Source organism: Pantoea sp. ACRSC, assembly GCF_022346785.1.
GTDB classification, from domain to species: Bacteria; Pseudomonadota; Gammaproteobacteria; order Enterobacterales; family Enterobacteriaceae; genus Pantoea; species Pantoea alvi.
The window spans coordinates 120,831-142,854 of sequence record NZ_JAKRNN010000001.1 but is presented as its reverse complement, the minus strand read 5'-3'; the positions used below and the strand labels follow the sequence as shown (position 1 = coordinate 142,854).

The 22,024-nt window shown below is 61.7% G+C and carries 20 protein-coding genes and 1 other annotated feature; of the genes, 8 read left to right on the top strand and 12 right to left on the bottom strand.

Translation table 11 applies throughout. The features are described from left to right. Positions 1–31 precede the first annotated feature (31 nt). The 3 genes from copA (at position 32) to ybaK (ending at position 4,068) form a co-directional block, all read left to right on the top strand. On the top strand, positions 32–2,545 hold the full coding sequence (gene copA / locus MHZ97_RS00700; RefSeq protein ID WP_239312957.1) for a copper-exporting P-type ATPase CopA: 2,514 nt from the start codon (positions 32–34) through the stop codon (positions 2,543–2,545). A gap of 68 nt (positions 2,546–2,613) precedes the next feature. Next, positions 2,614–3,414, top strand: coding sequence for a TraB/GumN family protein (locus MHZ97_RS00695; protein WP_239312975.1), 801 nt, complete (start codon positions 2,614–2,616; stop codon positions 3,412–3,414). A 174-nt stretch (positions 3,415–3,588) separates the two neighbouring features. Continuing rightward, positions 3,589–4,068 carry a Cys-tRNA(Pro)/Cys-tRNA(Cys) deacylase YbaK gene (gene ybaK / locus MHZ97_RS00690; protein WP_048784540.1) on the top strand — a complete coding sequence of 160 codons (480 nt, stop codon included), beginning with the start codon at positions 3,589–3,591 and terminating at the stop codon, positions 4,066–4,068. Here ybaK and MHZ97_RS00685 read toward each other — a convergent pair. Continuing rightward, on the bottom strand, positions 4,065–4,934 hold the full coding sequence (locus MHZ97_RS00685) for a LysR family transcriptional regulator (RefSeq protein WP_239312978.1): 870 nt from the start codon (positions 4,932–4,934) through the stop codon (positions 4,065–4,067). The two genes, ybaK and MHZ97_RS00685, sit on opposite strands and share 4 nt — an antisense overlap. Before the next feature lie 88 nt (positions 4,935–5,022). Between MHZ97_RS00685 and MHZ97_RS00680 the strand changes: the two genes are divergently transcribed. Next, positions 5,023–5,457 (top strand): multidrug/biocide efflux PACE transporter, encoded by a 435-nt coding sequence (locus MHZ97_RS00680; protein ID WP_239312992.1) that lies wholly within the window; start codon positions 5,023–5,025, stop codon positions 5,455–5,457. A gap of 172 nt (positions 5,458–5,629) precedes the next feature. Here the strand turns inward: MHZ97_RS00680 and ushA are convergent, their stop codons facing one another. After that, positions 5,630–7,384 carry a bifunctional UDP-sugar hydrolase/5'-nucleotidase UshA gene (gene ushA, locus MHZ97_RS00675; RefSeq protein ID WP_239313009.1) on the bottom strand — a complete coding sequence of 585 codons (1,755 nt, stop codon included), beginning with the start codon at positions 7,382–7,384 and terminating at the stop codon, positions 5,630–5,632. Between the two features lie 449 nt (positions 7,385–7,833). Here ushA and ybaL point away from each other — a divergent pair, with 449 nt between their 5' ends. Next, a complete protein-coding gene (ybaL, locus tag MHZ97_RS00670; protein ID WP_103795061.1) occupies positions 7,834–9,522 on the top strand; it encodes a YbaL family putative K(+) efflux transporter in 1,689 nt (562 codons plus the stop codon). A gap of 72 nt (positions 9,523–9,594) precedes the next feature. Here the strand turns inward: ybaL and MHZ97_RS00665 are convergent, their stop codons facing one another. The 4 genes from MHZ97_RS00665 to MHZ97_RS00650 form a co-directional block, all read right to left on the bottom strand. Then, positions 9,595–10,896, bottom strand: a complete 1,302-nt coding sequence (locus tag MHZ97_RS00665) for an inosine/guanosine kinase (RefSeq protein ID WP_103795272.1) — start codon at positions 10,894–10,896, stop codon at positions 9,595–9,597. A gap of 56 nt (positions 10,897–10,952) precedes the next feature. Beyond that, positions 10,953–11,912, bottom strand: coding sequence for a ferrochelatase (hemH, locus tag MHZ97_RS00660; protein WP_239313024.1), 960 nt, complete (start codon positions 11,910–11,912; stop codon positions 10,953–10,955). A gap of 111 nt (positions 11,913–12,023) precedes the next feature. Then, positions 12,024–12,668: an adenylate kinase gene (gene adk / locus MHZ97_RS00655; RefSeq protein WP_103795063.1), complete on the bottom strand. Its 645-nt coding sequence runs from the start codon at positions 12,666–12,668 to the stop codon at positions 12,024–12,026. A 143-nt stretch (positions 12,669–12,811) separates the two neighbouring features. Then, positions 12,812–13,657: a DUF6024 family protein gene (locus MHZ97_RS00650; RefSeq protein WP_103795064.1), complete on the bottom strand. Its 846-nt coding sequence runs from the start codon at positions 13,655–13,657 to the stop codon at positions 12,812–12,814. A gap of 181 nt (positions 13,658–13,838) precedes the next feature. Here MHZ97_RS00650 and MHZ97_RS00645 point away from each other — a divergent pair, with 181 nt between their 5' ends. Next, complete coding sequence (locus MHZ97_RS00645) at positions 13,839–14,708, top strand: LysR substrate-binding domain-containing protein (protein WP_103795065.1); 870 nt, start codon at positions 13,839–13,841, stop codon at positions 14,706–14,708. A 259-nt stretch (positions 14,709–14,967) separates the two neighbouring features. On the opposite strand, the gene htpG is transcribed toward MHZ97_RS00645, so the two are convergent. From htpG to MHZ97_RS00615, 6 genes are all read right to left on the bottom strand, one after another. Beyond that, positions 14,968–16,842, bottom strand: coding sequence for a molecular chaperone HtpG (gene htpG, locus MHZ97_RS00640; RefSeq protein ID WP_103795066.1), 1,875 nt, complete (start codon positions 16,840–16,842; stop codon positions 14,968–14,970). 98 nt (positions 16,843–16,940) lie between these two features. Further along, positions 16,941–17,546 (bottom strand): recombination mediator RecR, encoded by a 606-nt coding sequence (gene recR, locus MHZ97_RS00635; protein WP_103795067.1) that lies wholly within the window; start codon positions 17,544–17,546, stop codon positions 16,941–16,943. Then, positions 17,546–17,875 carry a YbaB/EbfC family nucleoid-associated protein gene (locus MHZ97_RS00630; RefSeq protein ID WP_103795068.1) on the bottom strand — a complete coding sequence of 110 codons (330 nt, stop codon included), beginning with the start codon at positions 17,873–17,875 and terminating at the stop codon, positions 17,546–17,548. Before MHZ97_RS00630 ends, recR begins: the two co-directional genes overlap by 1 nt. Before the next feature lie 55 nt (positions 17,876–17,930). After that, positions 17,931–19,937 (bottom strand): DNA polymerase III subunit gamma/tau, encoded by a 2,007-nt coding sequence (gene dnaX / locus MHZ97_RS00625; RefSeq protein ID WP_239313027.1) that lies wholly within the window; start codon positions 19,935–19,937, stop codon positions 17,931–17,933. Then, positions 18,522–18,583 (bottom strand) — a sequence feature (DnaX frameshifting element). (Overlaps the previous gene by 62 nt.) A 139-nt stretch (positions 19,938–20,076) precedes the next feature. Continuing rightward, positions 20,077–20,628, bottom strand: a complete 552-nt coding sequence (gene apt, locus MHZ97_RS00620; protein WP_103795070.1) for an adenine phosphoribosyltransferase — start codon at positions 20,626–20,628, stop codon at positions 20,077–20,079. Positions 20,629–20,769: 141 nt separating this feature from the next. Continuing rightward, the gene (locus MHZ97_RS00615; protein WP_239313030.1) at positions 20,770–21,159 is read right to left on the bottom strand and encodes a DUF454 family protein; all 390 of its coding nucleotides are present in this window, start codon (positions 21,157–21,159) and stop codon (positions 20,770–20,772) included. Positions 21,160–21,215: 56 nt separating this feature from the next. Here MHZ97_RS00615 and priC point away from each other — a divergent pair, with 56 nt between their 5' ends. Both priC and MHZ97_RS00605 read left to right on the top strand, forming a co-directional pair. Continuing rightward, on the top strand, positions 21,216–21,737 hold the full coding sequence (gene priC / locus MHZ97_RS00610) for a primosomal replication protein PriC (RefSeq protein ID WP_103795071.1): 522 nt from the start codon (positions 21,216–21,218) through the stop codon (positions 21,735–21,737). Between the two features lie 35 nt (positions 21,738–21,772). Further along, a complete protein-coding gene (locus MHZ97_RS00605; protein WP_103795072.1) occupies positions 21,773–22,018 on the top strand; it encodes a GlsB/YeaQ/YmgE family stress response membrane protein in 246 nt (81 codons plus the stop codon). The last annotated feature ends 6 nt before the right edge of the window (positions 22,019–22,024 follow it).

Below are 22,024 nucleotides of genomic sequence, written 5' to 3'. Positions count from 1 at the left end.
ATGGTTAACGGCAACACAACAGGAGAACGCTATGTCTCACACTATCTCACTGGCGCTGGAAGGTCTTTCCTGCGGCCACTGCGTCAAACGCGTTAAAGAGGCGCTCGAACAGCGCGACGATGTCGAACAGGCCAGCGTCACGCAGCAGGAAGCGCAGGTAACCGGCAGCGCCGATGCCGCCGCGCTGATCGCCACCGTAGAAGAAGCGGGCTATCACGCCACCCTCAGCGGCGACAGCCACCCAAAGCCTGAGCCGTTGACAGCTTCAGAGCCGCCGCCGGAGGCGCTGACAACGGTGGCGGACACCCAACCGGCACAGGAGCATGAAAGCGCGCAGTTCCTGCTTATTGAAGGCATGAGCTGCGCCAGCTGCGTCAGCCGGGTGGAGAAGGCGCTGGAAAAAGTGCCTGGCGTGACGCAGGCGCGCGTCAACCTTGGCGAGCGCAGCGCGCTGGTCATGGGCGACGCTGCCGCGCAGCAGCTGGTCGAGGCGGTCGAGGCGGCGGGCTACCACGCTCAGCCGGTGCAGGATGAACAGGAGCGGCGTGATAAACAGCAGAGCAGCGCGCGCAAGGCGATGCGCCGCTTTAGCTGGCAGGCGGCGCTGGCGCTGGCGTTTGGCGCGCCCCTGATGATCTGGGGCATGCTCGGCGACAATATGATGCTTACCGACGCCAACCGCAGCCTGTGGCTTGCTATCGGCGTCATTACCCTGCTGGTGATGGTGGTCGCAGGCGGCCACTTCTACCGCAGCGCCTGGCGCAGCCTGCGCAACGGCAGCGCCACCATGGACACGCTGGTGGCGCTCGGTACCGCCGCCGCATGGCTCTACTCCATCAGCGTCGCGCTCTGGCCTGACTTTTTCCCCGCGCAGGCGCGCCATCTCTATTTTGAAGCCAGCGTCATGATTATCGGCCTGATTAATCTTGGCCACGCGCTGGAGCAGCGTGCGCGCCAGCGATCCTCTAAAGCCCTTGAGCGTCTGCTCGATTTGACGCCCGCGCAGGCGCGCCTCGTCAGCGAACAGGGCGACACGCTGGTGCCGATCGGCGCGGTGCAGCCGGGCATGACGCTGCGTCTCACCACCGGCGATCGCGTGCCGGTAGATGGTGAGATCAGCGACGGCGAAGCCTGGCTGGACGAGGCGATGCTGACCGGCGAGGCGGTGCCGCAGGGCAAGCGCGCCGGCGACAGGATCTACGCCGGCACGCTGGTGCAGGACGGCGCGGTGCGCTTCGTGGCGCGCGCCACCGGCCAGCACACCGCGCTGTCGCGCATTATTCATCTGGTGCGTCAGGCGCAAAGCAGCAAGCCAGACGTGGGCCGCCTCGCCGACCGCATCTCAGCGGTTTTTGTGCCCGTTGTGGTGGCTATCGCCCTGATCAGCGCCGCCATCTGGTATCTCTTCGGCCCGCAGCCGCAAATCGCCTACACGCTGGTGATCGCCACCACGGTGCTGATTATCGCCTGCCCCTGCGCGCTGGGGCTTGCGACGCCGATGTCGATTATCGCCGGCGTCGGGCGCGCCGCCGAGCTGGGCGTACTGGTGCGCGACGCCGACGCGCTGCAGCGCGCCAGCCGCATCGATACGCTGGTGTTTGATAAAACCGGTACGCTGACGGCGGGCACGCCGCGGCTCGATGCGGTGCTGACGTGGCACGGCTGGTCGCGCGAAGCGGTGGTGCAGGCCGCCGCCGCGCTGGAGCAAAACGCCAGCCATCCGCTGGCGCAGGCGATTACCGCGGCAGCGGGCGCGACCCGCGCCGGTGAGATTGCGCAATTTCGTACAATACGCGGCCAGGGCGTGAGCGGCATACTCAACGGCAAGCCGCTGCTGCTGGGTAATGCGGCGCTGATGCAGGATAACGGCGTCGCGCTGCAGCAGGCGCAGCCCGATATCGAGCGGCTGTCACGTCAGGGCGCAACGCCGGTGCTGCTGGCGCAAGACGGCGAGCTTGTCGGCCTGATTGCCCTGCGCGACCAGCTGCGTCCGGAGAGTAAAGCGGCGCTGGCGCGGCTGCGCCAGGCTGGCTACCGCCTGATGATGCTTACCGGCGACCGGGAAGAGACCGCGCGCGCTATTGCGCAGGAGGCGGGCATCGACGAGGTCATTGCCGGGGTGCTGCCGGAAGCGAAGGCGCAGACTATCGCCGCGCTGCAGCAGCAGGGAAGCCGCGTCGCCATGGTCGGCGACGGCATCAATGACGCTCCGGCGCTGGCACAGGCGGATGTCGGCATCGCCATGGGCGGCGGCAGCGACGTGGCGCTGGAAACGGCACCCATTACGCTGATGCGCGCCGATCTGAACAGCGTCGCCGATGCGCTGGCGCTCTCCAGCGCGACGCTGCGCAATATTCGTCAGAATTTGCTCGGGGCCTTTATCTATAACAGCCTTGGCATTCCGCTGGCGGCGGGCGTGCTCTATCCGCTGACCGGCGCGCTGCTCAGTCCGGTGGTGGCGGGCGCGGCGATGGCGCTCTCGTCGATTACCGTTGTCGGCAACGCCAACCGGCTGCTGCGCTTTCGCCCAGCGAAGCGACAATAGCCGCTAATGCTCTGTTTTTCAGCGACGGGAATCGCTAGCATGGCGTTTTGACTCAGTAAGGACCGGGAATGAAAGGCAGCATTTGGCGCAGTGTGCAGGGGCTGGCAAGCCGACTCTTTCCCGCCAGCTATCGCTGGCCCGCTCAGGATATCCGGCTGGACGATCGCCTGCTGCACCTGGTCGGCAGCATTCATATGGGCACGCGCAATATGCAGCCCTTGCCCGCGCGTCTTCTGCGGCAGCTGCACAAGGCGGACGCCTTGATTGTCGAGGCGGATATCACCCAGGGCGGCTCGCCGTTCGACGATACCGACCCGCGCGACCCGCTGGAGACGCGGCTGGCACCCGACGACCAGGCGCGGCTGGCGGCGCTGTGCGGCGAGCTGCACCTGTCGCCGACGATGTTTGACGCCCTGCCCGCCTGGCAAATCGCGCTGATGCTGCAGGCACAGCAGGCGCAGCGGCTGGGCCTGCGTCCCGACTACGGCATCGACCTCCAGCTGCTGCAGGCGGCGAAAGCGCTGAACAAGCCGGTTATTGAGCTGGAAGGCGCAGAGACGCAAATCGCGCTGCTGAAGTCTCTGCCGGATGACGGGATGGCGCTGCTGAAGGATACGCTGACACACTGGCACACCAATGCGCGGCTGCTGCAGATGATGGTGAGCTGGTGGCTGGATACGCCGCCGCGTGAGCCGCAAATCACCCTGCCCTCGACGTTCAGCAGTGCGCTTAACGACGCGCTGATCTCCCGGCGCAACGCGCAGTGGTGTGAGCGGTTACGGGCGCTGCCGTCCGGGCATTATGTGGTGGCGGTAGGCGCGCTGCACCTCTATGGCGACGAGAATCTGCCTGAGCTGTTACGGCGCTAGAAAAAAAAGCAGGCCGGTATTGCTATCGGCCCGTCAAAGAGGAATTTGTTTATGATTTTGGTTATCGCTCAGCCTTTCGGCCGGCGCGGAAACCATTTTCACGCAAAGCACAAACTTTCGCCACTATTAATTTATTTAATTTAGGAATGAGATTTTTCCTATAAGGATAAGTTTATGACGCCTGCTGTAAAATTACTGGAAAAACAGAAAGTTGCCTTTACCCTTCATCCCTACGAGCATGACAGCCAGGAAACCAGTTTTGGCGACGAAGCGGTGCGTAAACTTAACCTGGACGCGCGGCAGGTGTACAAAACGCTGCTGGTGGCGCTTAACGGCGACGCGAAACATCTGGCGGTGGCGGTCACGCCGGTCGCCAGCCAGCTTGATTTGAAAAAGGTGGCGAAAGCATTAGGCGCAAAAAAAGCGGATATGGCCGATCCGCAGCTGGCGCAGCGCGTGACCGGCTATCTGGTGGGCGGTATCAGCCCGCTGGGGCAGAAAAAGCGGCTGCCGACGGTTATCGACCGCTCCGCCGCCGACTTCGCCACGATTTTCGTCTCCGGCGGCAAGCGCGGCCTGGATCTGGAGCTGGCGGCGCAGGATCTGGCGCGCCTGCTCGACGCGCCGCTGGCGGATATCGCCCGGCGCGACTAGCTGCGCGGCTGGGCGCAGAGCTGGTCAATCATCCAGCGCCCCGCCGGGCCAGGGGGATTGCGGCGCGACCAGATCGCCTCCACAGCAATCAGCTGCGGCCAGCCCGGCAGCGCAAGCTCTTGCAGTAGCCCATGGCCAAACTGCGTCACCAGCCAGCGCGGCAGAATGCTCCAGCCAAATCCCTGCTCCGCCATCTCCAGCAGCAGTAGATAGGTCGGTGCCGACCAGATGCGCCCCGGCGGCGCAATTGCGTGCGGCTCGACCCAGGTGTTAAGCCGCAGCTGACGCACCTGCTCCAGCGCGCTTTCCGAAACGCCGGATTGCTGCGCCAGCGGATGATCGCGGTGGATATAGATCGCCATTTCCGCATTGACCTGCAGCCGCGCAACGGCGATATCGGGCGGCAGCGCAGGCTGGGCGCGCACCACGCCCAGATGTATCCGTCCCGCCTGTAGCAGATCCAGCACATCCTCATCCTCGGCGATCATGCACTCCAGCTCGATCTCGGGAAAGCGCGCGTCGAACTGTTTCAGCAGCTGCTCATGGTGTTGGGTTTGCCAGAAATCTGATACGGCGAAGCTGAGGCGCGGTTCGACGCCCTGCGCCAGCCGGATAGCCACCGCGTCCAGCCGCTCGCTGGCGGCCAGAATCTGCTGCACCTGCGCCAGCGCGCCCCTCCCCTGATCGGTCAGGATCGGCTGACGCCCGCTGCGATCGAACAGCTTAAAGCCGAGATCGTCCTCCAGCCCGGCGACCGCCATGCTGATGGTTGACTGGCTTTTACCCAGCGCGCGCGCCGCTGCGGAAAAGGAGCCGCTGCTGACGGTCTGCACAAAGGCCTCTAAGGATTCAGGTGAGTAACGCATTTTTATCCATCGGTTTTATCGATAGGTCATCATTTTATCTTATCACCATGAAGTGCCAGAATGCGCGCCTTACTGTTGGAGGTTGATCATGCGTACCCGTTCGTTAAAAGAACGCTTTTTACATGCGCTGGGGTTTGAAACCCTGGCGATCCTCACCGTGTCGCCGCTGGCTGCCTGGGCGATGGATAAGCCGCTGTTTGAGATGGGCGCACTGGCGCTGATACTCTCAACCGTCGCGATGCTGTGGAATATGATTTACAACGCCCTGTTTGATCGTATCTGCCCCCCAGGCCGGGTTCATCGCGGCGTGCTGATCCGCACCCTGCACGCGCTGCTGTTCGAAGGCGGCTTTATTTTGATCGGTTTGCCGATTGCCGCGTGGATGCTCGGCATTTCGCTATGGCAGGCGTTGCTGCTGGAAGTGGCTTTTTTCCTGTTTTTCCTGCCCTACACCATGGCCTATAACTGGGTGTGGGACAGACTGCGTCCGCGCTGGTTCGAACGTAACGCCTGCGAGGCCTGATCTCTCAGACGGTCAGGATATCCAGCAGCGGGTGTTTTTGCACAACGCAGCGCGTTGGCCCGGCAGCGGGCGCACCTCATGCAGAGGTGCGCATCTGCGCGGGCCGAGCGAGCATAGATGCCGTGGACGTTGCGATCGGGCTTTACTACCTGCGCCATCATCCCGTTGGGATTTACGGCGCGTTATGCGCCGTCTCCCGCCCCCATGGCCAGAGCCACGCCAGAATCATCTGTGGGTAGCTGCGCTTGTGCGGCTTTTCGCGCGCCTTTTTCTCCGCTTCCGTTAGCCTGTGGATCGCGTCCGTCGGCGCATAGTCAGCTGCGTTTAGCGGCGAATGGGCTTTGACATAGTCGCGCAGCACCTCAGCATCGATAGTTCCCGTATTCTGATAGCCCGGATGGGTATCGATGCGCGGATAGCCGTCGCCGCCCGCGGCGTTAAAGCTGTTGGTCGCCATGCGGTAGGTCTTGTTCTCCTGCAGCGGCTGCCCGTTAATGCGCACGTCGCTCACCGTGCTGCCGTCCGCCACCAGGCTGACATGCGCGAACTGCGCGAAGCCGCCGGTGTCCGGCTTCATGTTCGCAACGACATCAAGATATTTTTTCACCTCGACGCCGGTTAGCGTCACCGACACGACCTGATTGCCGAACGGCTGCACCTGCAGCAGATCGCGCCAGCTCAGTTTGCCCGTCGGCAGCGAGGCGCGAATGCCGCCGCCGCTCATCACCGCGAAGTCCGCCTGCGTTTTCGCCATCTGCGCGCGCAGGATCAGCTGCCCGAGACTGGTCTGGGTAAACCGCACCTGCTCGCGCTCACCGTCAAACTGCCCCGTTGCACTGCCGACAGCGACGTTCAGACGCGATTCGGCTCGCTTCTGATAGGGCATCAGCAGCTTCATCATGGCGGTGTTTTTTGGGATCTCCTGCTGATAGGTCAGCCAGGTCTCGCTGCCATCGGCATTTTTGATCTTATGCTTCAGGTTGACCGGCACCAGCGCGTAGGACTCCAGCGCCACCTCGCCGTTGCGCCAGGTAAAATCGCCGCGCCCCACATATTCACCCCACTGCCCGGCCTGCATAATCCAGACGCCGTTCTGCTTGTCCGGCTGGCAGGCTTCCCCAGGCTGATAGCTTTTGACCCGCTCGTTCTCTTTTGCCATGCAAAGCGCATAGTGCGAATGGCCGCCGACGATCATCGCGACGGTGCCGGGCGGCAGGCTGCGCGCCAGCGTTACGTCGCCGGGGGCGCTGCTGCCGTGCTCGCCGTTATCGTCATAGCCGAGATGGCTCAGCACCACGATAACGTCAGGCTTTTCGCCGGCGCGCAGCTCCGCTACCGCCTTTTCCGTTTCGCTGACTGGATCGCGAAACTCCATATCGCGCAGATGCGCCGGATTCGCCAGCTTAACGGTATCGGGCGTCGCCAGGCCCAGCACGGCGATCTTCAGCCCCATACGATTGAAAATCGCCCAGGGTTTGAAGAGTCGCTGACCGGTGCTTTTCTGGTAGAGGTTGGCGGCAAGAAAAGGAAAGCGCGCCCAGCCCTCCTGCTTGCGCAGCACCTCGAGCGGATGGTCGAACTCATGATTGCCGAGCGCCATGGCGTCATAGCCGATCAGGTTCATGCCGCGAATATCGGGCTCTGCCTGTAGCGCGTCCGACTCCGGCACGCCGGTATTGACGTCGCCTGCTGAGAGGATCAGCGCGCCGCCGCCTTTAGCCTGTACGTCGTAGCGCAAGGTATCCATTAAGGTTTTCTGCGCCGCGAGGCCATATTCGCCCTGCGCGCTGTACCAGAAATGGCCGTGCTCGTCGTTGGTATGGAGAATGCTAAAGCGGTAAGTGCGATCCGGCTCGGCGGCCTGAGAAAGCAGGGGGGTCAGCGCCAGCAGCGCAAGGCCGGTGGCAGCCCATCGTGATAACAGCAAAGCCTGTCTCCTTATTTTACGCAGTCCCGTTCCGGGTGGTATCAGCATGCTGACCCACTGTGTCGCATATTCCACTGTTTAACTCAAGATGAAACAGGGCTACCGCTGGCACTAACTGGTTTTAACACTGATTCCCAAAAAAGAAGCGAAGCGTTAAATCTGGCGCAAAGTTGCCGCTCAGGTCGCTTACCGTCATTCTTCGCGCATTCCAGCGTGATAGTGGTCATCAGCGCGCCTTTTTCCAGCCAGATATTGTTATAACGTGCCTCGCAAACTTGCTTTACTGCGGCCCGGATTAGCGAAAACAGAGAAAAACAGCCGTTCGACTCTGCTTTCCTCTTATTTTTAAACTTTTTTCTTATTATCCCGCAAATAGCACAGCGAAAAATGGTTAATTGCCTTAAACTTAATTGTTACAGGCAGATACATTTGCACACAAGGAGACAGGCATGCATCACACCACACCGTTGATCACTACCATCGTCGGGGGACTGGTCCTGGCGTTTCTCCTTGGCATGCTCGCACACCGGCTGCGTATTTCGCCGCTGGTTGGCTATTTGCTGGCGGGCGTGCTGGCCGGGCCTTTTACGCCGGGCTTTGTCGCCGATACCAATCTTGCGCCCGAGCTGGCAGAGCTGGGCGTTATCCTGCTGATGTTCGGCGTCGGACTTCACTTCTCCCTAAAGGATTTGATGGCGGTAAAGAGTATCGCCATTCCCGGTGCCGTGGCGCAGATCGCCGTCGCCACGCTGCTGGGAATGGGCCTCTCCGCCTGGCTGGGCTGGTCGCTGATGACGGGCCTGGTGTTTGGCCTTTGTCTCTCTACCGCCAGCACCGTGGTGCTGCTGCGCGCGCTGGAAGAGCGTCAGCTGATTGACAGCCAGCGCGGCCAAATCGCCATCGGCTGGCTGATTGTGGAGGATCTGGTGATGGTGCTGACGCTGGTGCTGCTGCCCGCCATTGCCGGTATGCTGGAACAGGGCAACGCCAGCCCGCAGCTGCTGGCGTGGGATCTGCTGCTGACTATCGGCAAGGTCGCCGCCTTTATGGTGCTGATGATGGTGGTCGGGCGTCGCGTGGTGCCCTGGATCCTGGCGAAAAGCGCCGCCACCGGCTCGCGCGAGCTCTTTACCCTGTCGGTGCTGGCGCTGGCGCTCGGCATCGCCTTTGGCGCAGTGGAGTTTTTCGACGTCTCTTTCGCGCTCGGCGCCTTCTTCGCCGGCATGGTGCTGAATGAATCTGAGCTGAGCCACCGCGCCGCTCACGACACCCTGCCGCTGCGCGACGCCTTCGCGGTGCTCTTTTTTGTGTCGGTCGGCATGCTGTTCGATCCGATGATCCTGGTGGAGCAGCCGCTGGCGGTGCTGGGGGCGCTGGTGATTGTGGTGCTGGGTAAATCTGTCGCCGCCTGGCTGCTGGTGACGCTGCTGGGCCATTCGCGCCGTACCGCACTGACCATCTCCGTCAGCCTGGCGCAGATCGGCGAGTTCGCCTTTATTCTGGCCGGCCTCGGCATCTCCCTTAATCTGCTCACCAGCGAAGGGCGTAACCTGGTACTGGCGGCAGCGATCCTCTCTATTATGCTCAACCCTATCCTGTTCAGCCTGCTGGAGCGTTTCCTGGCGAAGAGCGAAAGCCGTCAGGAGCAGTCGCAGGAAGAGACGATCGAGGAAGAGAAGCAGAGCCCGGTGGATATCTGCCATCACGCGGTGGTCGTCGGCTATGGCCGGGTTGGCAGCCTGCTGAGCCAGAAGCTGCTGGAGGCGGACGTGCCTTTCGTGGTGGTGGAGAACTCTCGCGCGCGCGTTGAGGCACTGCGTGAACAGGGCATTCGGGCGGTGCTGGGCAATGCGGTGCGCGCCGAAACCATGGAGCTGGCGCGGCTCGACTGCGCGCGCTGGCTGCTGCTGACCATTCCCAACGGCTTCGAATCAGGCGAAATCGTCACCACCGCGCGCGAGAAGTTTAACGACATCGAGATTATTGCGCGCGCACACTATGACGATGAGGTGGAATACATTATGACGCGCGGCGCAACGCGCGTTGTGATGGGCGAGCGCGAGATCGCCAGCAGCATGCTGCATATGCTGGAGGCGGAGATCGCCGAGCGCCCTATCGTGCGCGAGTGCCCGATTTAAGCTGCGCGGCGTTTTACCCCCGCGCAAGAGAAAGGGGCATCCGGCTCGCGTCCGCCCTTTCTCCCCTGTGGCTTAGCGATCCCAGTAGGACTCTTCCAGGCTGTCCTCACGCTCCGGCAGGCCACGCGTCAGGCGCGGCGAATGCTGGTTAAGCACCTGATAGCTGACGCGGTTGGCATATTTGCACACCTGCGCCAGTGATGAATAGGTCAGGTATTCGCGCGCGTGCTTGCTGGAGTTCGGCACGTTCTGGCGATGGTAATTATTCGCCGTGATGTCGTGCAGCAGCGCTGCCAGCGCGCCGTCGCCTGCGCCGTTGGTGTTCATGATCTTCTCCGGCCCGCCCATATAGGGCGCGATATGCGAGAAGATGCGCAGCGGCTGCTCGCACGCCTGCCGGCGCATGGCGCGGCTGAACTCATACTGGTTGAACTCCGCAATGGCGCCTGGCAGCAGCGGATGATTGGTTTTGCGCTTAAACGCCTCCTCGGTGTAGCCCGCCATATAGAGCCCGGTCGGGCCAGCGGTGCAGAGCACCAGATCGACCCACTCCAGCGCCATATCGGCCGCGCGCAGCGGATCGGACTCGCCGGTCAGCGCCAGCGCTTCCTCTTCATTCATCGCCACGATAGTAACGTGATCGCGCAGAAAGTCGCGCCAGTACTGCGGGTTGTCGCCGATCACATACTTTGTGCCCAGCGTCAGCACTACCGGCACGTTGTGGCGTTTCGCGTACTCAATCGCCTGCAGCGTGGCCTGCGGCATCGGCTCACCTTCGGCGCAGCGCACCAGGTAGGAGGTGAGTACCAGCGCCGACGCGCCGGCGATAACCGCTTCGGGAATGCTTTCGGCGTGCAGCTGGTTCATCTGCCCAGGACTAATGGCGAAGGTGCGCTCGCCCTGCTCGCCGATCAGGGTAAAGCAGCGGCCAATAGCGCCGTCGACGCCCTGTAGATAGTTAAGATCGACCCGGCTCGAGGTGTTGCAGAGATAGCGGTAGGCGTAACCACCGATCTGAATATTGCTGCACATCACGCCAAGCAGCACCGAACGGTCATCGGCCAGCACCGAGTAGTTGTGCAGCGTATTGCCGATAGTGCCGCCGGCGAACTGATGGCTAATCAGGTTATCGCGCAGCAGCTCGTGATAGAGCGCCTCAGCAACGTCGTCGTCGATCACTAAGGAGTGCCCGGCGCTCAGGCCGTAGCGAACCAGAAAGGCGTCATCGACTTTGGCTTCGATATCCACCAGCGTCTGATCGATTCCCACGACCCAGCTGCCCTCTTCCACCTCCTGCGAGGCGGCGTGCAGCAAGGGATCGCGAGCGCTAACGGGAAAATAGTGTTTGGATTTACGTTTGCCGGGAAATTTCATGATGGGCGCCGTCAGAAAAACAGGCGGAGGATGATAGCACATTCTCCGCCGCGGCTTTAACGACGCGCGTTGACCAGCTGCACCATCATCTCAATATGGGCGTCATCCGCGTTCAGCGCCGGGATATATTCGAACTTTTCGCCGCCGCCGTGCAGGAAGAACTCACGGTTCTGCTCGTTGATCTCCTCCAGCGTCTCCAGGCAGTCAGAGGCAAAGCCAGGGCTCATCACCTGCACATGCTTAATGCCCTTTTTCGCCAGCCCCTGCATGGTTTCATCCGTGTAGGGCTGCAGCCAGGGTTCGCGGCCAAAGCGCGACTGGAAGGTCATCATGATTTGATCGTCGCGCAGGCCCAGCGCCTGCTGCAGCAGTGCCGTGGTATCGCCGCAGCGCAGGGGATAATCATCCCCCTCTCTGGCGAAGCGCTGTGGAATGCCGTGATAGGAGAGCACCAGCAGATCCGGCTGGCCATGCGCCGCAAAGGCGCGCTCAACCGAGGCTTTCAGCGCGGCGATATAGGCGGGATGTTCGGCATAGTCGCGAATAAAGTTGATATCCGGCAGGGTGCGCGCGGTTTTAAAGGCGCTGTATAAACCATCCCAGACCGCCGCGACGGTAGAGCAGGAGAACTGCGGGTAGAGCGGCAGTACGATCAGGCGCGTTACGCCCTGCGCCATCAGGCTGTCCACCGCGCTCTGCAGGCTGGGGTTGCCGTAGCTCATGCCCAGCTCGACCGGCATATCGACGCGCGCCGCCAGCGCTTCGCGCTGCTGCTTGCTATAAACCATCAGCGGCGAGCCACCCTCCATCCAGACGGAGGCGTAGAGCTTTGAGACGCGGGGCGAGCGAAACGGCAGAATAACGCCATTAAGAATCGGCCACCAGAGCCAGCGCGGCGTATCGACCACGCGAGGATCGCTAAGAAACTGTTTCAGATAGCGCTTTACAGCGGCAGTTGTGGGGGCGTCTGGCGTACCGAGATTAACCAGTAACACGCCGGGCTTGTCTTGCCTCATTGTTATTCCTTGATAGCGGAGATGCGTGAAAACAGGAGAAATTGTAGCGGAAAGCGGGAGAGGGAAAAGCAATTACTGCAAAAGGGGCTGGCACTGCCAGCCCCAACGGCGTTAGCCGAGAATGCTCGCCAGCTGCTTGCTGACGTCGGCGACCGGCTGGGTGCCGTCGATTTTGTGGTAAGCGGTGTTGCCCGCTTCCGCTTCTTTGCTGTAGTAGGCGATCAGCGGCGCGGTCAGCTGATGGTATTCTACCAGGCGCTTGCGCACGGTCTCTTCCTGATCGTCTTTACGCGTGGTCAGCGCTTCGCCGGTGACGTCGTCCTGACCTTCCACCTTCGGCGGATTGTACTTAACGTGATAAACGCGGCCTGACGGCGCATGAACGCGGCGGCCGACGATGCGATCGACGATCAGCTCGTCCGGCACCGCGAACTCCAGCACGCAGTCAATTTTGATGTTGGCCTGTTTCATCGCATCCGCCTGTGGGATGGTGCGAGGAAAACCGTCCAGCAGAAAACCGTTTTTGCAGTCTTCCTGCGCGATACGCTCTTTTACCAGCGCGATAACCAGCTCGTCAGTGACCAGTTTACCGGCGTCCATGATGGCTTTCGCCTGGTTGCCGAGCTCGGTGCCGGCTTTAACCGCTGCACGCAACATATCGCCCGTGGAGATTTGCGGAATGCCATATTTCTCCATGATGAACTGAGCCTGAGTGCCCTTACCTGCGCCCGGAGCACCGAGCAGAATAATACGCATTGCGTAAATCCCCTTGCGAATCGCATTGATCAATCTAGAAGGCGAAGACCATACCATTATGACCCGCTCACCACAAGAAAGGCGCGGCTTCCTTGCCGGCGGCAGCAGCCCGTTTCTCCATAAACGGCGGCCGGCAGGTGCGACTACTCTCTTTTTTCAGATTTGCCGCCGGGGCTGAACAGCGCCTGAACCCGACTGAGGATCTGCGGCGTCAGGTTGGTTTGCCTGCGCGCGCCGCCGCGCTGGCTGGCACGCACCAGCAGATAGCCCTGCTGCAGCCCTATCTCCAGATCGCTGGCGGGGCTCAGCGTAGCCAGCAGCGTCTGCGGCAGCGAAAAGCTGGCGAACGGCATGCCAGGCGTATGGCTGGAGGCGAGCAGCACCGGCGCGTTAAGCGCGATCGCCTCGACGCGGGCGTGATTATAAGGACGCCAGTCCGGCTCCCGCACGCGACCCAGCGCGGCCAGCACCGGCGCGTTTAGCGGCAGGCCCTGCTCGAACAGGCGCAGCTCGCTGCGCACCAGCGTGCTGAAGTCGGCGGTGCGCAGCGCCACCAGCACCAGACCGCCCGGCAGATCGGCATGATGGTCGAGGCGCGCAACGAAGAGGCCAGCCTGAGCGATCACCTCTTCATGCAGCACGCTGGCGAAGCTCTCGCTGACGTCGACCACGCCCTGCTGCTGGCAGGTGAGCAGCGACCGCACGCGACCATGGGGCAGCTCCACGTGCGCGATGAAATTGATATTTCCGGCCATCAGCGGCACGGCAGGCAAGACGTGCAGCTCCGTCACCGGATAGTGCGTGGCGTAGCGCGTCTGATTGCGCATCTGCTCCTGGCGCAGAAACAGCTGGGAAAGCAGAATGCGCGCCACATGCAGCGAAGGAGCAAAGAACAAATCAAACTGCTCCAGCCGGTAATGCCGTGATAACAGGGTGCGTAAGCGGTCTCGCGCCTCGAAAGGTCGGTCGGCCCATGAGTGAAATGCCATCGCGTCGTGGTTCTCTTCTCTTTGTCGGGTGATGGCGGGCGTGGCGGCAAGACCAGACCACGCATAGCTTTGCCTGGCAGTCAACCCGCTATAATCAGCGGGCCAGGTTAACGGAATGCGGCTGGACTTTAAAATGATATAAACTGACAATCCCTGTTAGGTTTTTACACAGGGGATGAGTATGACCCGGCTACCTCCGCTAAGGGCGCTGCACCATTTTCACCAGGCGGCGCTGCACTGCAGCTTTAGCGTGGCGGCCGAGCATCTGCACGTCACTCACAGCGCCGTCAGCCATCAGATTCGCCAGCTGGAGAGCTGGATGGGTAAGCCGCTTTTCGTGCGCACCAACGGACGCGTAAAGTTAACCTCACACGGCGAGCGGCTGCTGCTGAGCTGCCAGAAAGCGTTTAGCGAGCTTTCCACCACCTGCGCCAGTATTCGTACCGGTATGCGTCACCACCTGACCGTCTCATGCGCCCCCAGCTTTTTGTCGCAGTGGCTGATCCCGCGTATCAGCACCTTTTATCAGCGCTATCCCGATATTGAGATCCACTTTCAGGGGCAGATGGCGCTAAGCCAGCTGCGCAGCGAGCATATTGACGTGCTGATCCTTAGCTACGAACAGCCGCCCGAAGGGGATATCGACGCGACGCTGATCGGCGACGACTATACCGGGCCGCTCTGCGCGCCGCTGTTCGCCTCGCGTTTTCGCAGCGCGCAGGATCTCGCCGCCCTTCCCCTGCTGCACGTCGATACGCGCCTGCACGCCTGGGCGGAGTGGGCGAAAAACGCTGAGGTACAGGGTAATTTCTGGTCGGGAAAGCATTTCGACAACCTGACGCTCGGCATTCAGGCGGCGAAAAACGGGCTGGGCGTGATTGTGGCGCCGCGGCTGCTGGTGCGCCACGAGCTTGAAGACGGAACGCTGATCGCCCCGCTCGGCTTTGTGCGCGTCGATCGCGCCACCTGGATGATGACGAAGGCGTCGCGGCGCCACGACGGGGAGATTACGCTGTTTCGCGACTGGCTGCGCGAGGCGGCGCAGCAGTAAGGTCTGTTTAGAACCTGAACCATTGGCGCAGGGGCCCAAAAAGCGCACGGCCAGGTGTAACTTAAAGACAGGCACCCAACTCAAGGCGCGGGTGGCATGGCCCGAGGAGCAAAGCGTCCTGCGCCAGGGCAGGCGCAGGCCGAGCCGGCATGGATGCTGCTTTTGGCGTCTTTGCGATCGGGCCATGCCCCCCGCGACAGCACCGCTGTAAAAAAAAGCCGGTGCTTAAGCACCGGCCTTTATCTTTGTCGCTGCGAGCTTACGCCGTCAGCAGCTGATTCATTCGACGGATAAACTGGTTAGGATCGTCCAGCGTGCCGCGCTCGGCCAGCAGCGCCTGATCCAGCAGCAGCTCTACCCATTCGCCGAAGCGTGCATCGTCCTGGGTATCCGCAACGCGTTTCACCAGCTGATGGTCGGGATTGATCTCGAAGATATACTTCACTTCCGGCACCGCCTGGCCCGCCGCGGCGAACAGCTTCGCCATCTGGGTGCTCATTTCGTTAGCGTCGGTGGTGACGATAGCTGGCGTATCGGTCAGACGATGCGTCAGACGCACCTCTTTCACGCGGTCGCCCAGCAGCGTTTTCACGCGATCCACGAACGGCTCCAGCGCCTTCTCCGCCTCTTTCTGCTCTTCGCTCTCTTCGTCTGCCAGCTTGCTCAGCGACTCATCCGCCTTGCTCACCGACTGGAACGGCTTGCCGTCGAACTCGGTCAGGTAGCTCATCATCCACTCGTCGATGCGATCGGAGAGCAGCAGCACCTCGATACCTTTTTTGCGGAACAGCTCCAGATGCGGGCTGCTCTTCGCAGCGGCGTAGCTGTCGGCGGTGATGTAGTAGATCTTCTCCTGACCTTCCACCATGCGGCTGACGTACGCGTCCAGCGATACCGTCTGCTCGGCGCTGTCGTTATGAGTGGAGGCGAAGCGCAGCAGTTTAGCGATCGCTTCCTGGTTAGCGCTGTCTTCCGCCGGTCCCTCTTTCAGCACCAGGCCAAACTCTTTCCAGAAAGTCTGGTATTTTTCGGCGTCATCCTTCGCCAGCTTCTCCAGCATCTGCAAGGTACGTTTGGTCAGCGCGCCGCGCAGGGTCTGGGTAACGCGGCTGTCCTGGAGGATCTCGCGCGAGACGTTCAGCGGCAGATCGCTGGAGTCAATCAGGCCACGCACGAAACGCAGGTAGTTCGGCATAAACTGTTCGGCGTCATCCATGATGAAGACGCGCTGCACATAGAGCTTCAGCCCGTGCTTGTGGTCGCGGTTCCACATATCAAACGGCGCGCGCGACGGGATATAGAGCAGGCTGGTGTACTCCTGCTTCCCTTCTACGCGGTTATGGCTCCAGGTGGCCGGATCGCTGAAGTCGTGGGCGATATGCTTATAGAACTCGTTGTACTCTTCGTCGCTGATATCCGCTTTATTGCGCGTCCACAGCGCCTGGGCTTTGTTGATCTTCTCCCAGGTGGTGGTGTCGTTTTCAGCGTCTTTGGTTTCAATCTCTACCGGCAGCGCAATGTGATCGGAATATTTGCCGATGATGCTGCGCACGCGCCAGGCGTCGAGGAATTCATCCTCGCCTTCGCGCAGATGCAGGGTGATCTCGGTGCCGCGATCGGCTTTGGTGATATCGGCGATAGTGTACTCACCCTCCCCGGCCGACTCCCAGAACACCCCCTCGTCTGCTGCGGCACCGGCCGCGCGGGTGCGCACCGATACTTTGTCCGCCACGATAAACGCCGAGTAGAAGCCGACGCCGAACTGGCCGATCAGCTGGCTGTCTTTCGCCTGGTCTGAGCCTAGCGATTCGAGGAAAGATTTGGTGCCGGATTTGGCGATGGTGCCCAGGTTCTCAATCACCTCGTCGCGACGCATGCCGATACCGTTGTCCGACAGCGTCAGGGTGCGTTTGTCCTTATCCACAGAGAGACGCACGCGCAGCTCGCCGTCGCCTTCATAGAGGCTGGCGTCCGACAGCGCGCGGAAGCGCAGCTTGTCAGCAGCGTCCGAGGCGTTGGAAATTAGCTCGCGCAGGAAAATCTCTTTGTTTGAATAGAGGGAATGGATCATCAGGTGCAGAAGCTGTTTTACCTCTGACTGAAAGCCACGCGTCTCTTGTCCTTTCATGGTCATTGTTACCTCAACGGAATCAGGTTGAACGAACGTTGAGGTTGATGTGGGGATGGTGCAGAAAATTTCAAGCCGACGTCGTTAACGACGTCGGCAAGCGTTCAGAAAGTAATCTTGTGGCGCCCGGCCAGCGAGTGGGAGAGCGTGGTGCCATCCACCATCTCCAGCTCGCCGCCAACCGGCACGCCGTGAGCGATGCGGCTGGCTTCGACGCCATACTGGCCGCACAGCTCGGCGATATAGTTGGCGGTCGCTTCGCCCTCAACCGTGGGGTTGGTGGCGAGGATGACCTCTTTGATGGTTTCGCTCTCCAGCCGCTGCTCAAGCCGATCCAGCCCGATATCCTGCGGGCCGATGCCGTCCAGCGGAGAGAGATGCCCCATCAGGACGAAATAGCGGCCGGCAAACTGACCGGTCTGCTCGATGGCGTGAATATCCGCCGGGCTCTCCACCACGCAGATAAGCCCATTCTGCTGACGCCGCGGATTGGCGCAGATGGTGCAAATTTCCTGCTCGGTGAAGGTGCGGCAGTCGGCGCAGTGGCCGATTTCGGACATGGCGCGCGTCAGCGCCTGCGCCAGCCGCATGCCACCGCTGCGATCGCGCTGCAGCAGCTGAAACGCCATGCGCTGCGCCGACTTCGGCCCAACGCCGGGCAGGCAGCGCAGCGCCTCCATCAGAGCTTCAAGCAGTGGACTGGTTTGCATCAGAACGGCATCTTGAAGCCGGGCGGCAGCTGCATGCCCGCGGAAACAGAGGCCATTTTCTCTTTCTGCGTTTCGTCGATACGACGAGCGGCGTCATTGAATGCGGCGGCAACCAGATCTTCCAGCATCTCTTTGTCATCTTCCAGCAGGCTGGGGTCGATCTCCACGCGGCGGCAGTTGTGCGCGCCGTTAATGGTGACTTTCACCAGGCCCGCGCCCGATTCGCCGGTCACTTCCAGCGCGGCGATCTCTTCCTGAACTTTGGCCATTTTGTCTTGCATCTGCTGGGCCTGCTTCATCAGGTTGCCCAGTCCGCCTTTACCAAACATAGTTTTCTCTCTCAGCTAAGGCCGCATCGCTATCCATGAGACAGCGGCAGCGTGGTCAAACGGGTCGGATACTCTCTTCATCCAGATCGGCGTCGAAGAAACGGCGCAGCGTCTGGATGTGCGTATCGCTAATGATAGACTGGCGCGCCTGCGCCAGCTTCTCTTCGTAAATGGCCTGCCGCCACTCAAGTGGCGTCAATACCGCAGGATTATCATCTTCAATGATAGTCAATTCAACCGGCTGACCGGCGGCGTTGCTCAGCGCGGCGGCAAGCACCTGCTGCGCCGACGCGGAGTTCAGATGACGCTGCGCGGCGCGCAGATGCAGGCAAACGCCCTGCTCCGTCGTCTCTTTCCAGGCATTGAGCGCCAGCTGCTGCACCAGCTTCGGCAGGGGCAGCGCGGCGATTTCCGCCGCCCAGGGATCGCGCTGCTGCGCTTCTTCCATCAGGCGCGCCGCCAGCTCAGGGGTTTTCTCATGCTCAAGCGCCGAACGCAAGGCTTTTGGCGTCGCCACCGGCTCGGGCGCCGCCTCGACCGGCGACTGCGCTTTCCAGCGGTACGCCTCTTTTTTCGTCGGCGCCGCCTCGCGCGGACGCGCTGCCTGCGCGCGTTCGGTAACTGAGGCCAGGCGCTCCAGCGCGGAGGTAGCCGGCCGCGTCAGGGACGCTGCCGGCTCACTCTTTTTTGGTTTGCTGGCCCCCTGGCGCAGCAGCTGAGTGCGCGCCTGCAGGAGCTGGCTGGTGGTATCGGAGAATGAGCCGTCCGGCGCGGCGGCCGGTGGCGCTTCGACCGGCGCGGCAACCCGTTCCGGCGGCGGCGCGGGCGGTGCCATCTGCGGCTGCGCGGCGGCGACATGCGGCTGCGTGGGGGCAATACGCGGCTGCGCGGCGGCACTATGCGGCTGCGGCGCAACGGCGCTCGGCTCCGCCTGCGGCGTCATAGCTGGACGCGCCGCCGGTTCGGCGATCGCCGTCTGCGGATGAAACGCCAGCGCGCGCAGCAGCGTCATTTCAACGCCCATGCGGCGATCGGGCGCCAGCGGCAGATCCTTGCGCCCCATCAGCAACGTTTGATAGTAAAGCTGAACGTCGGCGGGCGGCACAACGCGCGCCAGTTCGCGCAGACGCGGCGCGTGGCTCTCTTCTTCGTCGCTAAGCGAGCCGGGCAGCAGCTGCACCATCGCAATGCGGTGCAGCAGACGCAGCATCTCCACCAGCAGCGCCTCCCACTCCACGCCGCGCGACGCGGCCTGGTTAAGCAGGGTCATCACCTGTTCGCCGCTGCCGTCCACCAGCGCCTCGATCAGCCCCAGCGGCTGCTCGTCGTCCAGGGTGCCGAGCATCTGGCTGACAACAAGGCTGCTGACCACGCCCTGCCCCATGGCGATCGCCTGATCGGCGAGGCTGAGCGCGTCGCGCATGCTGCCGTCGGCGGCGCGCGCCAGCAGCTGCAGCGCGCGCGGTTCGTTTTCGATCTGCTCCTGCTGCAGCACATAGTCGAGCTGTTTGCGGATCAGCTCAACGTCGAGCGCCTTAAGATGAAACTGCAGACAGCGGGAGAGGATAGTTACCGGCAGCTTTTGCGGATCGGTGGTGGCAAGCAGGAATTTGACGTGCGACGGCGGCTCTTCGAGCGTTTTCAGCAGCGCGTTAAAGCTGTGGCGCGACAGCATATGCACTTCATCGATCAGGTAGACCTTAAAGCGGCCGCGCGCGGGCGCATACTGCACGTTGTCCAGCAGATCGCGCGTATCCTCCACCTTGGTGCGCGACGCGGCGTCGATCTCGATCAGATCGACAAAGCGGCCCTGTTCGATCTCGCGACAGTTGTCGCATTTGCCGCACGGCGTGGCGGTGATGCCGGTTTCGCAGTTGAGTCCCTTCGCCAGCAGGCGCGCGATGGTGGTTTTGCCCACGCCGCGCGTGCCGGAAAAGAGATAGGCATGATGGAGACGTCCCAGTGACAGTCCATTCGCCAGCGCGGTCAGGACATGTTCCTGACCGACAACGTCAGCAAATGCCTGGGGACGCCATTTTCGCGCAAGTACCTGATAGCTCATGTGGATTCGATCACTGGATGTGGTTGGAAAGATGAGCGCAGACGCGCTGCAACCCCTGTATATCGTTGCAGTAGTTTAACAGCGACGGCGGGCAATGCCTATCACTTGCTGGCCTCGCGCGCGGCGAGGCCATCATCACTTAGTGACCGGGAAAGTTGACCAGGCTGTAGCAGTTGACGCCCAGCGCTTTCAGGCGAGATTCGCCGGTCAGATCGAAGAGGTTAATGACAAACGCGGCGTCTTTCACTTCGCCGCCTGCGCGGCGGATCAGCTTGACCGTCGCTTCGATCGTGCCGCCGGTCGCCAGCAGATCGTCCACCACCAGCACGACGTCGCCAGGCTTAATCGCGTCTTTATGCAGCTCGAGCGCATCGGTGCCATATTCCAGCTCGTAGGATTCGCTGAAGGTAGCGCGCGGCAGTTTGCCCGGCTTGCGCACCGGCACGAAGCCGACGCCTAATCCCAGCGCGACCGGCGCGCCGAACAGGAAACCGCGCGCTTCGGTGCCGACCACTTTAGTAATGCCCCGATCGCGATAGCGCTCGACGAGCAGCGCGATAGTCGCGGCGTAGGCTTGCGGATCTTCCAGCAGGCTGGTGACGTCGCGGAAGAGGATCCCGGGTTTCGGGTAATCCTGAATGCTTTTAATGCTCTCTTTAATGAATTCAAGCTGCTGCGCAGTTGCGGTCATAATGTTACGCCTGGTAAAAACTTTATATCGCGCAGCTTCCATAGCGTCAGATTCCAAAATGAATCAGACGCAGAGAGTAAAAAAAGGGAAGCCACGCACGAAGATGCCCAAATCTAAGCAAATGGCCGGCTAAATGCAACCTTATCGCGGCGGCGCGCGATCGTCGGACGATTCGGCCACCACAGGAATACGCCACATCATCAGCAGCAAAAAGCAGAGCATTACGCCAAGGAACAGGCGTACCCACAGAATTTTCACCAGCCAGATCGAAACGCAAAAAGTCACCAGCGTCAGCGCCATAGCGCGGCCTTTCGCGCCCGGCGGCATCGCGCGATGGCGCTGCCAGTGGCGCAGATAGCGCCCGAACGGCGAACGCCACAGCAGCCAGTGATGAAAGCGCGGCGACGATCGGGCGAAGCACCAGGCCGCCAGCAGCACAAATGGCGTGGTCGGCAATAATGGTAATACAATGCCCAGCGCGCCGAGTATGATGGCCAGCCAGCCGAGAGTCAGAAGTAAAATACGTTGCATAGCCTTGCCTGGATCTTTTGCATGCGCGCTACGTTAGCACAGATAAGGAAAAGATAATGGCGTCCGCCACCACTCAACAGCGCCTGGCCGCCTGCCTGACGGCGCTCAAGACGCAGATCGCCCAGCATCCCGACGGACGCTGCCGCACCCCGCGCTTCGACAAACAGCTATTTACCACCAGCGGCACGCGGCTGGCCGACTACCTGCAGGAGATAGAGCGTAATCTGCAGCTGCTGTGCGATTCGGCAAACGAGTCAGAGCGCGTCTGGCTGGCGGAGAAGCTGGTGAATCAGATTGCCGCCCTGCAGCGCGAAGCGAATACGCAGCAGCTGCGCCCGCGCCGCGAACGGCCCGCGACGCCGCCGCGTCAGCAGAAGCTGGCGGAATACCGCGAGTATGAGCGGCGGCTGCAGGCGATGATTGACCAGCGCGAACAGCGGCTCGCGCTGGCGGAGAGCCTGGCGGCGCAGCAGCAGTTAAAGCAGGATCTTGAGGTGCTGGAAGGCCGCATGGCGCGCTGCCGCCAGGCGATTCACGCGGTGAACTGGGCGCTTTCTCTGCGCGACGATGCCCACTGACGCCTATACTTAGGCCATCTGATCAGGAGCCTGAAATGGGAATCATCGCCTGGATTATTACTGGAGCGGTCGCTGGCTGGCTGAAGCGGCGCTTTTTTCCCGGTCGGCCCGGCGGCCTTGCCGCCACCCTGGTGCTGGCGGTGATCGGCGCGCTGGTCGGCGGCTATATCGCCAGCTATTACAATCTCGGATCGCTGGCGACGCTCCATCCCGCTGCGCTCGGCATTGCGCTGGGCGGCGCGCTACTCATGCTGCTGGTCGCAGCGAAACTGCGTATATAAGGAACG

Excerpts from the sequence above, each read along its gene's own strand:
- copA (WP_239312957.1), top strand. The coding sequence starts at position 32 with ATGTCTCACACTATCTCACTGGCGCTGGAAGGTCTTTCCTGCGGCCAC.
- MHZ97_RS00695 (WP_239312975.1), top strand. The coding sequence starts at position 2,614 with ATGAAAGGCAGCATTTGGCGCAGTGTGCAGGGGCTGGCAAGCCGACTC.
- ybaK (WP_048784540.1), top strand. The coding sequence starts at position 3,589 with ATGACGCCTGCTGTAAAATTACTGGAAAAACAGAAAGTTGCCTTTACC.
- MHZ97_RS00685 (WP_239312978.1), bottom strand. The coding sequence starts at position 4,934 with ATGCGTTACTCACCTGAATCCTTAGAGGCCTTTGTGCAGACCGTCAGC.
- MHZ97_RS00680 (WP_239312992.1), top strand. The coding sequence starts at position 5,023 with ATGCGTACCCGTTCGTTAAAAGAACGCTTTTTACATGCGCTGGGGTTT.
- ybaL (WP_103795061.1), top strand. The coding sequence starts at position 7,834 with ATGCATCACACCACACCGTTGATCACTACCATCGTCGGGGGACTGGTC.
- MHZ97_RS00665 (WP_103795272.1), bottom strand. The coding sequence starts at position 10,896 with ATGAAATTTCCCGGCAAACGTAAATCCAAACACTATTTTCCCGTTAGC.
- hemH (WP_239313024.1), bottom strand. The coding sequence starts at position 11,912 with ATGAGGCAAGACAAGCCCGGCGTGTTACTGGTTAATCTCGGTACGCCA.
- adk (WP_103795063.1), bottom strand. The coding sequence starts at position 12,668 with ATGCGTATTATTCTGCTCGGTGCTCCGGGCGCAGGTAAGGGCACTCAG.
- MHZ97_RS00650 (WP_103795064.1), bottom strand. The coding sequence starts at position 13,657 with ATGGCATTTCACTCATGGGCCGACCGACCTTTCGAGGCGCGAGACCGC.
- MHZ97_RS00645 (WP_103795065.1), top strand. The coding sequence starts at position 13,839 with ATGACCCGGCTACCTCCGCTAAGGGCGCTGCACCATTTTCACCAGGCG.
- htpG (WP_103795066.1), bottom strand. The coding sequence starts at position 16,842 with ATGACCATGAAAGGACAAGAGACGCGTGGCTTTCAGTCAGAGGTAAAA.
- recR (WP_103795067.1), bottom strand. The coding sequence starts at position 17,546 with ATGCAAACCAGTCCACTGCTTGAAGCTCTGATGGAGGCGCTGCGCTGC.
- MHZ97_RS00630 (WP_103795068.1), bottom strand. The coding sequence starts at position 17,875 with ATGTTTGGTAAAGGCGGACTGGGCAACCTGATGAAGCAGGCCCAGCAG.
- dnaX (WP_239313027.1), bottom strand. The coding sequence starts at position 19,937 with ATGAGCTATCAGGTACTTGCGCGAAAATGGCGTCCCCAGGCATTTGCT.
- apt (WP_103795070.1), bottom strand. The coding sequence starts at position 20,628 with ATGACCGCAACTGCGCAGCAGCTTGAATTCATTAAAGAGAGCATTAAA.
- MHZ97_RS00615 (WP_239313030.1), bottom strand. The coding sequence starts at position 21,159 with ATGCAACGTATTTTACTTCTGACTCTCGGCTGGCTGGCCATCATACTC.
- priC (WP_103795071.1), top strand. The coding sequence starts at position 21,216 with ATGGCGTCCGCCACCACTCAACAGCGCCTGGCCGCCTGCCTGACGGCG.
- MHZ97_RS00605 (WP_103795072.1), top strand. The coding sequence starts at position 21,773 with ATGGGAATCATCGCCTGGATTATTACTGGAGCGGTCGCTGGCTGGCTG.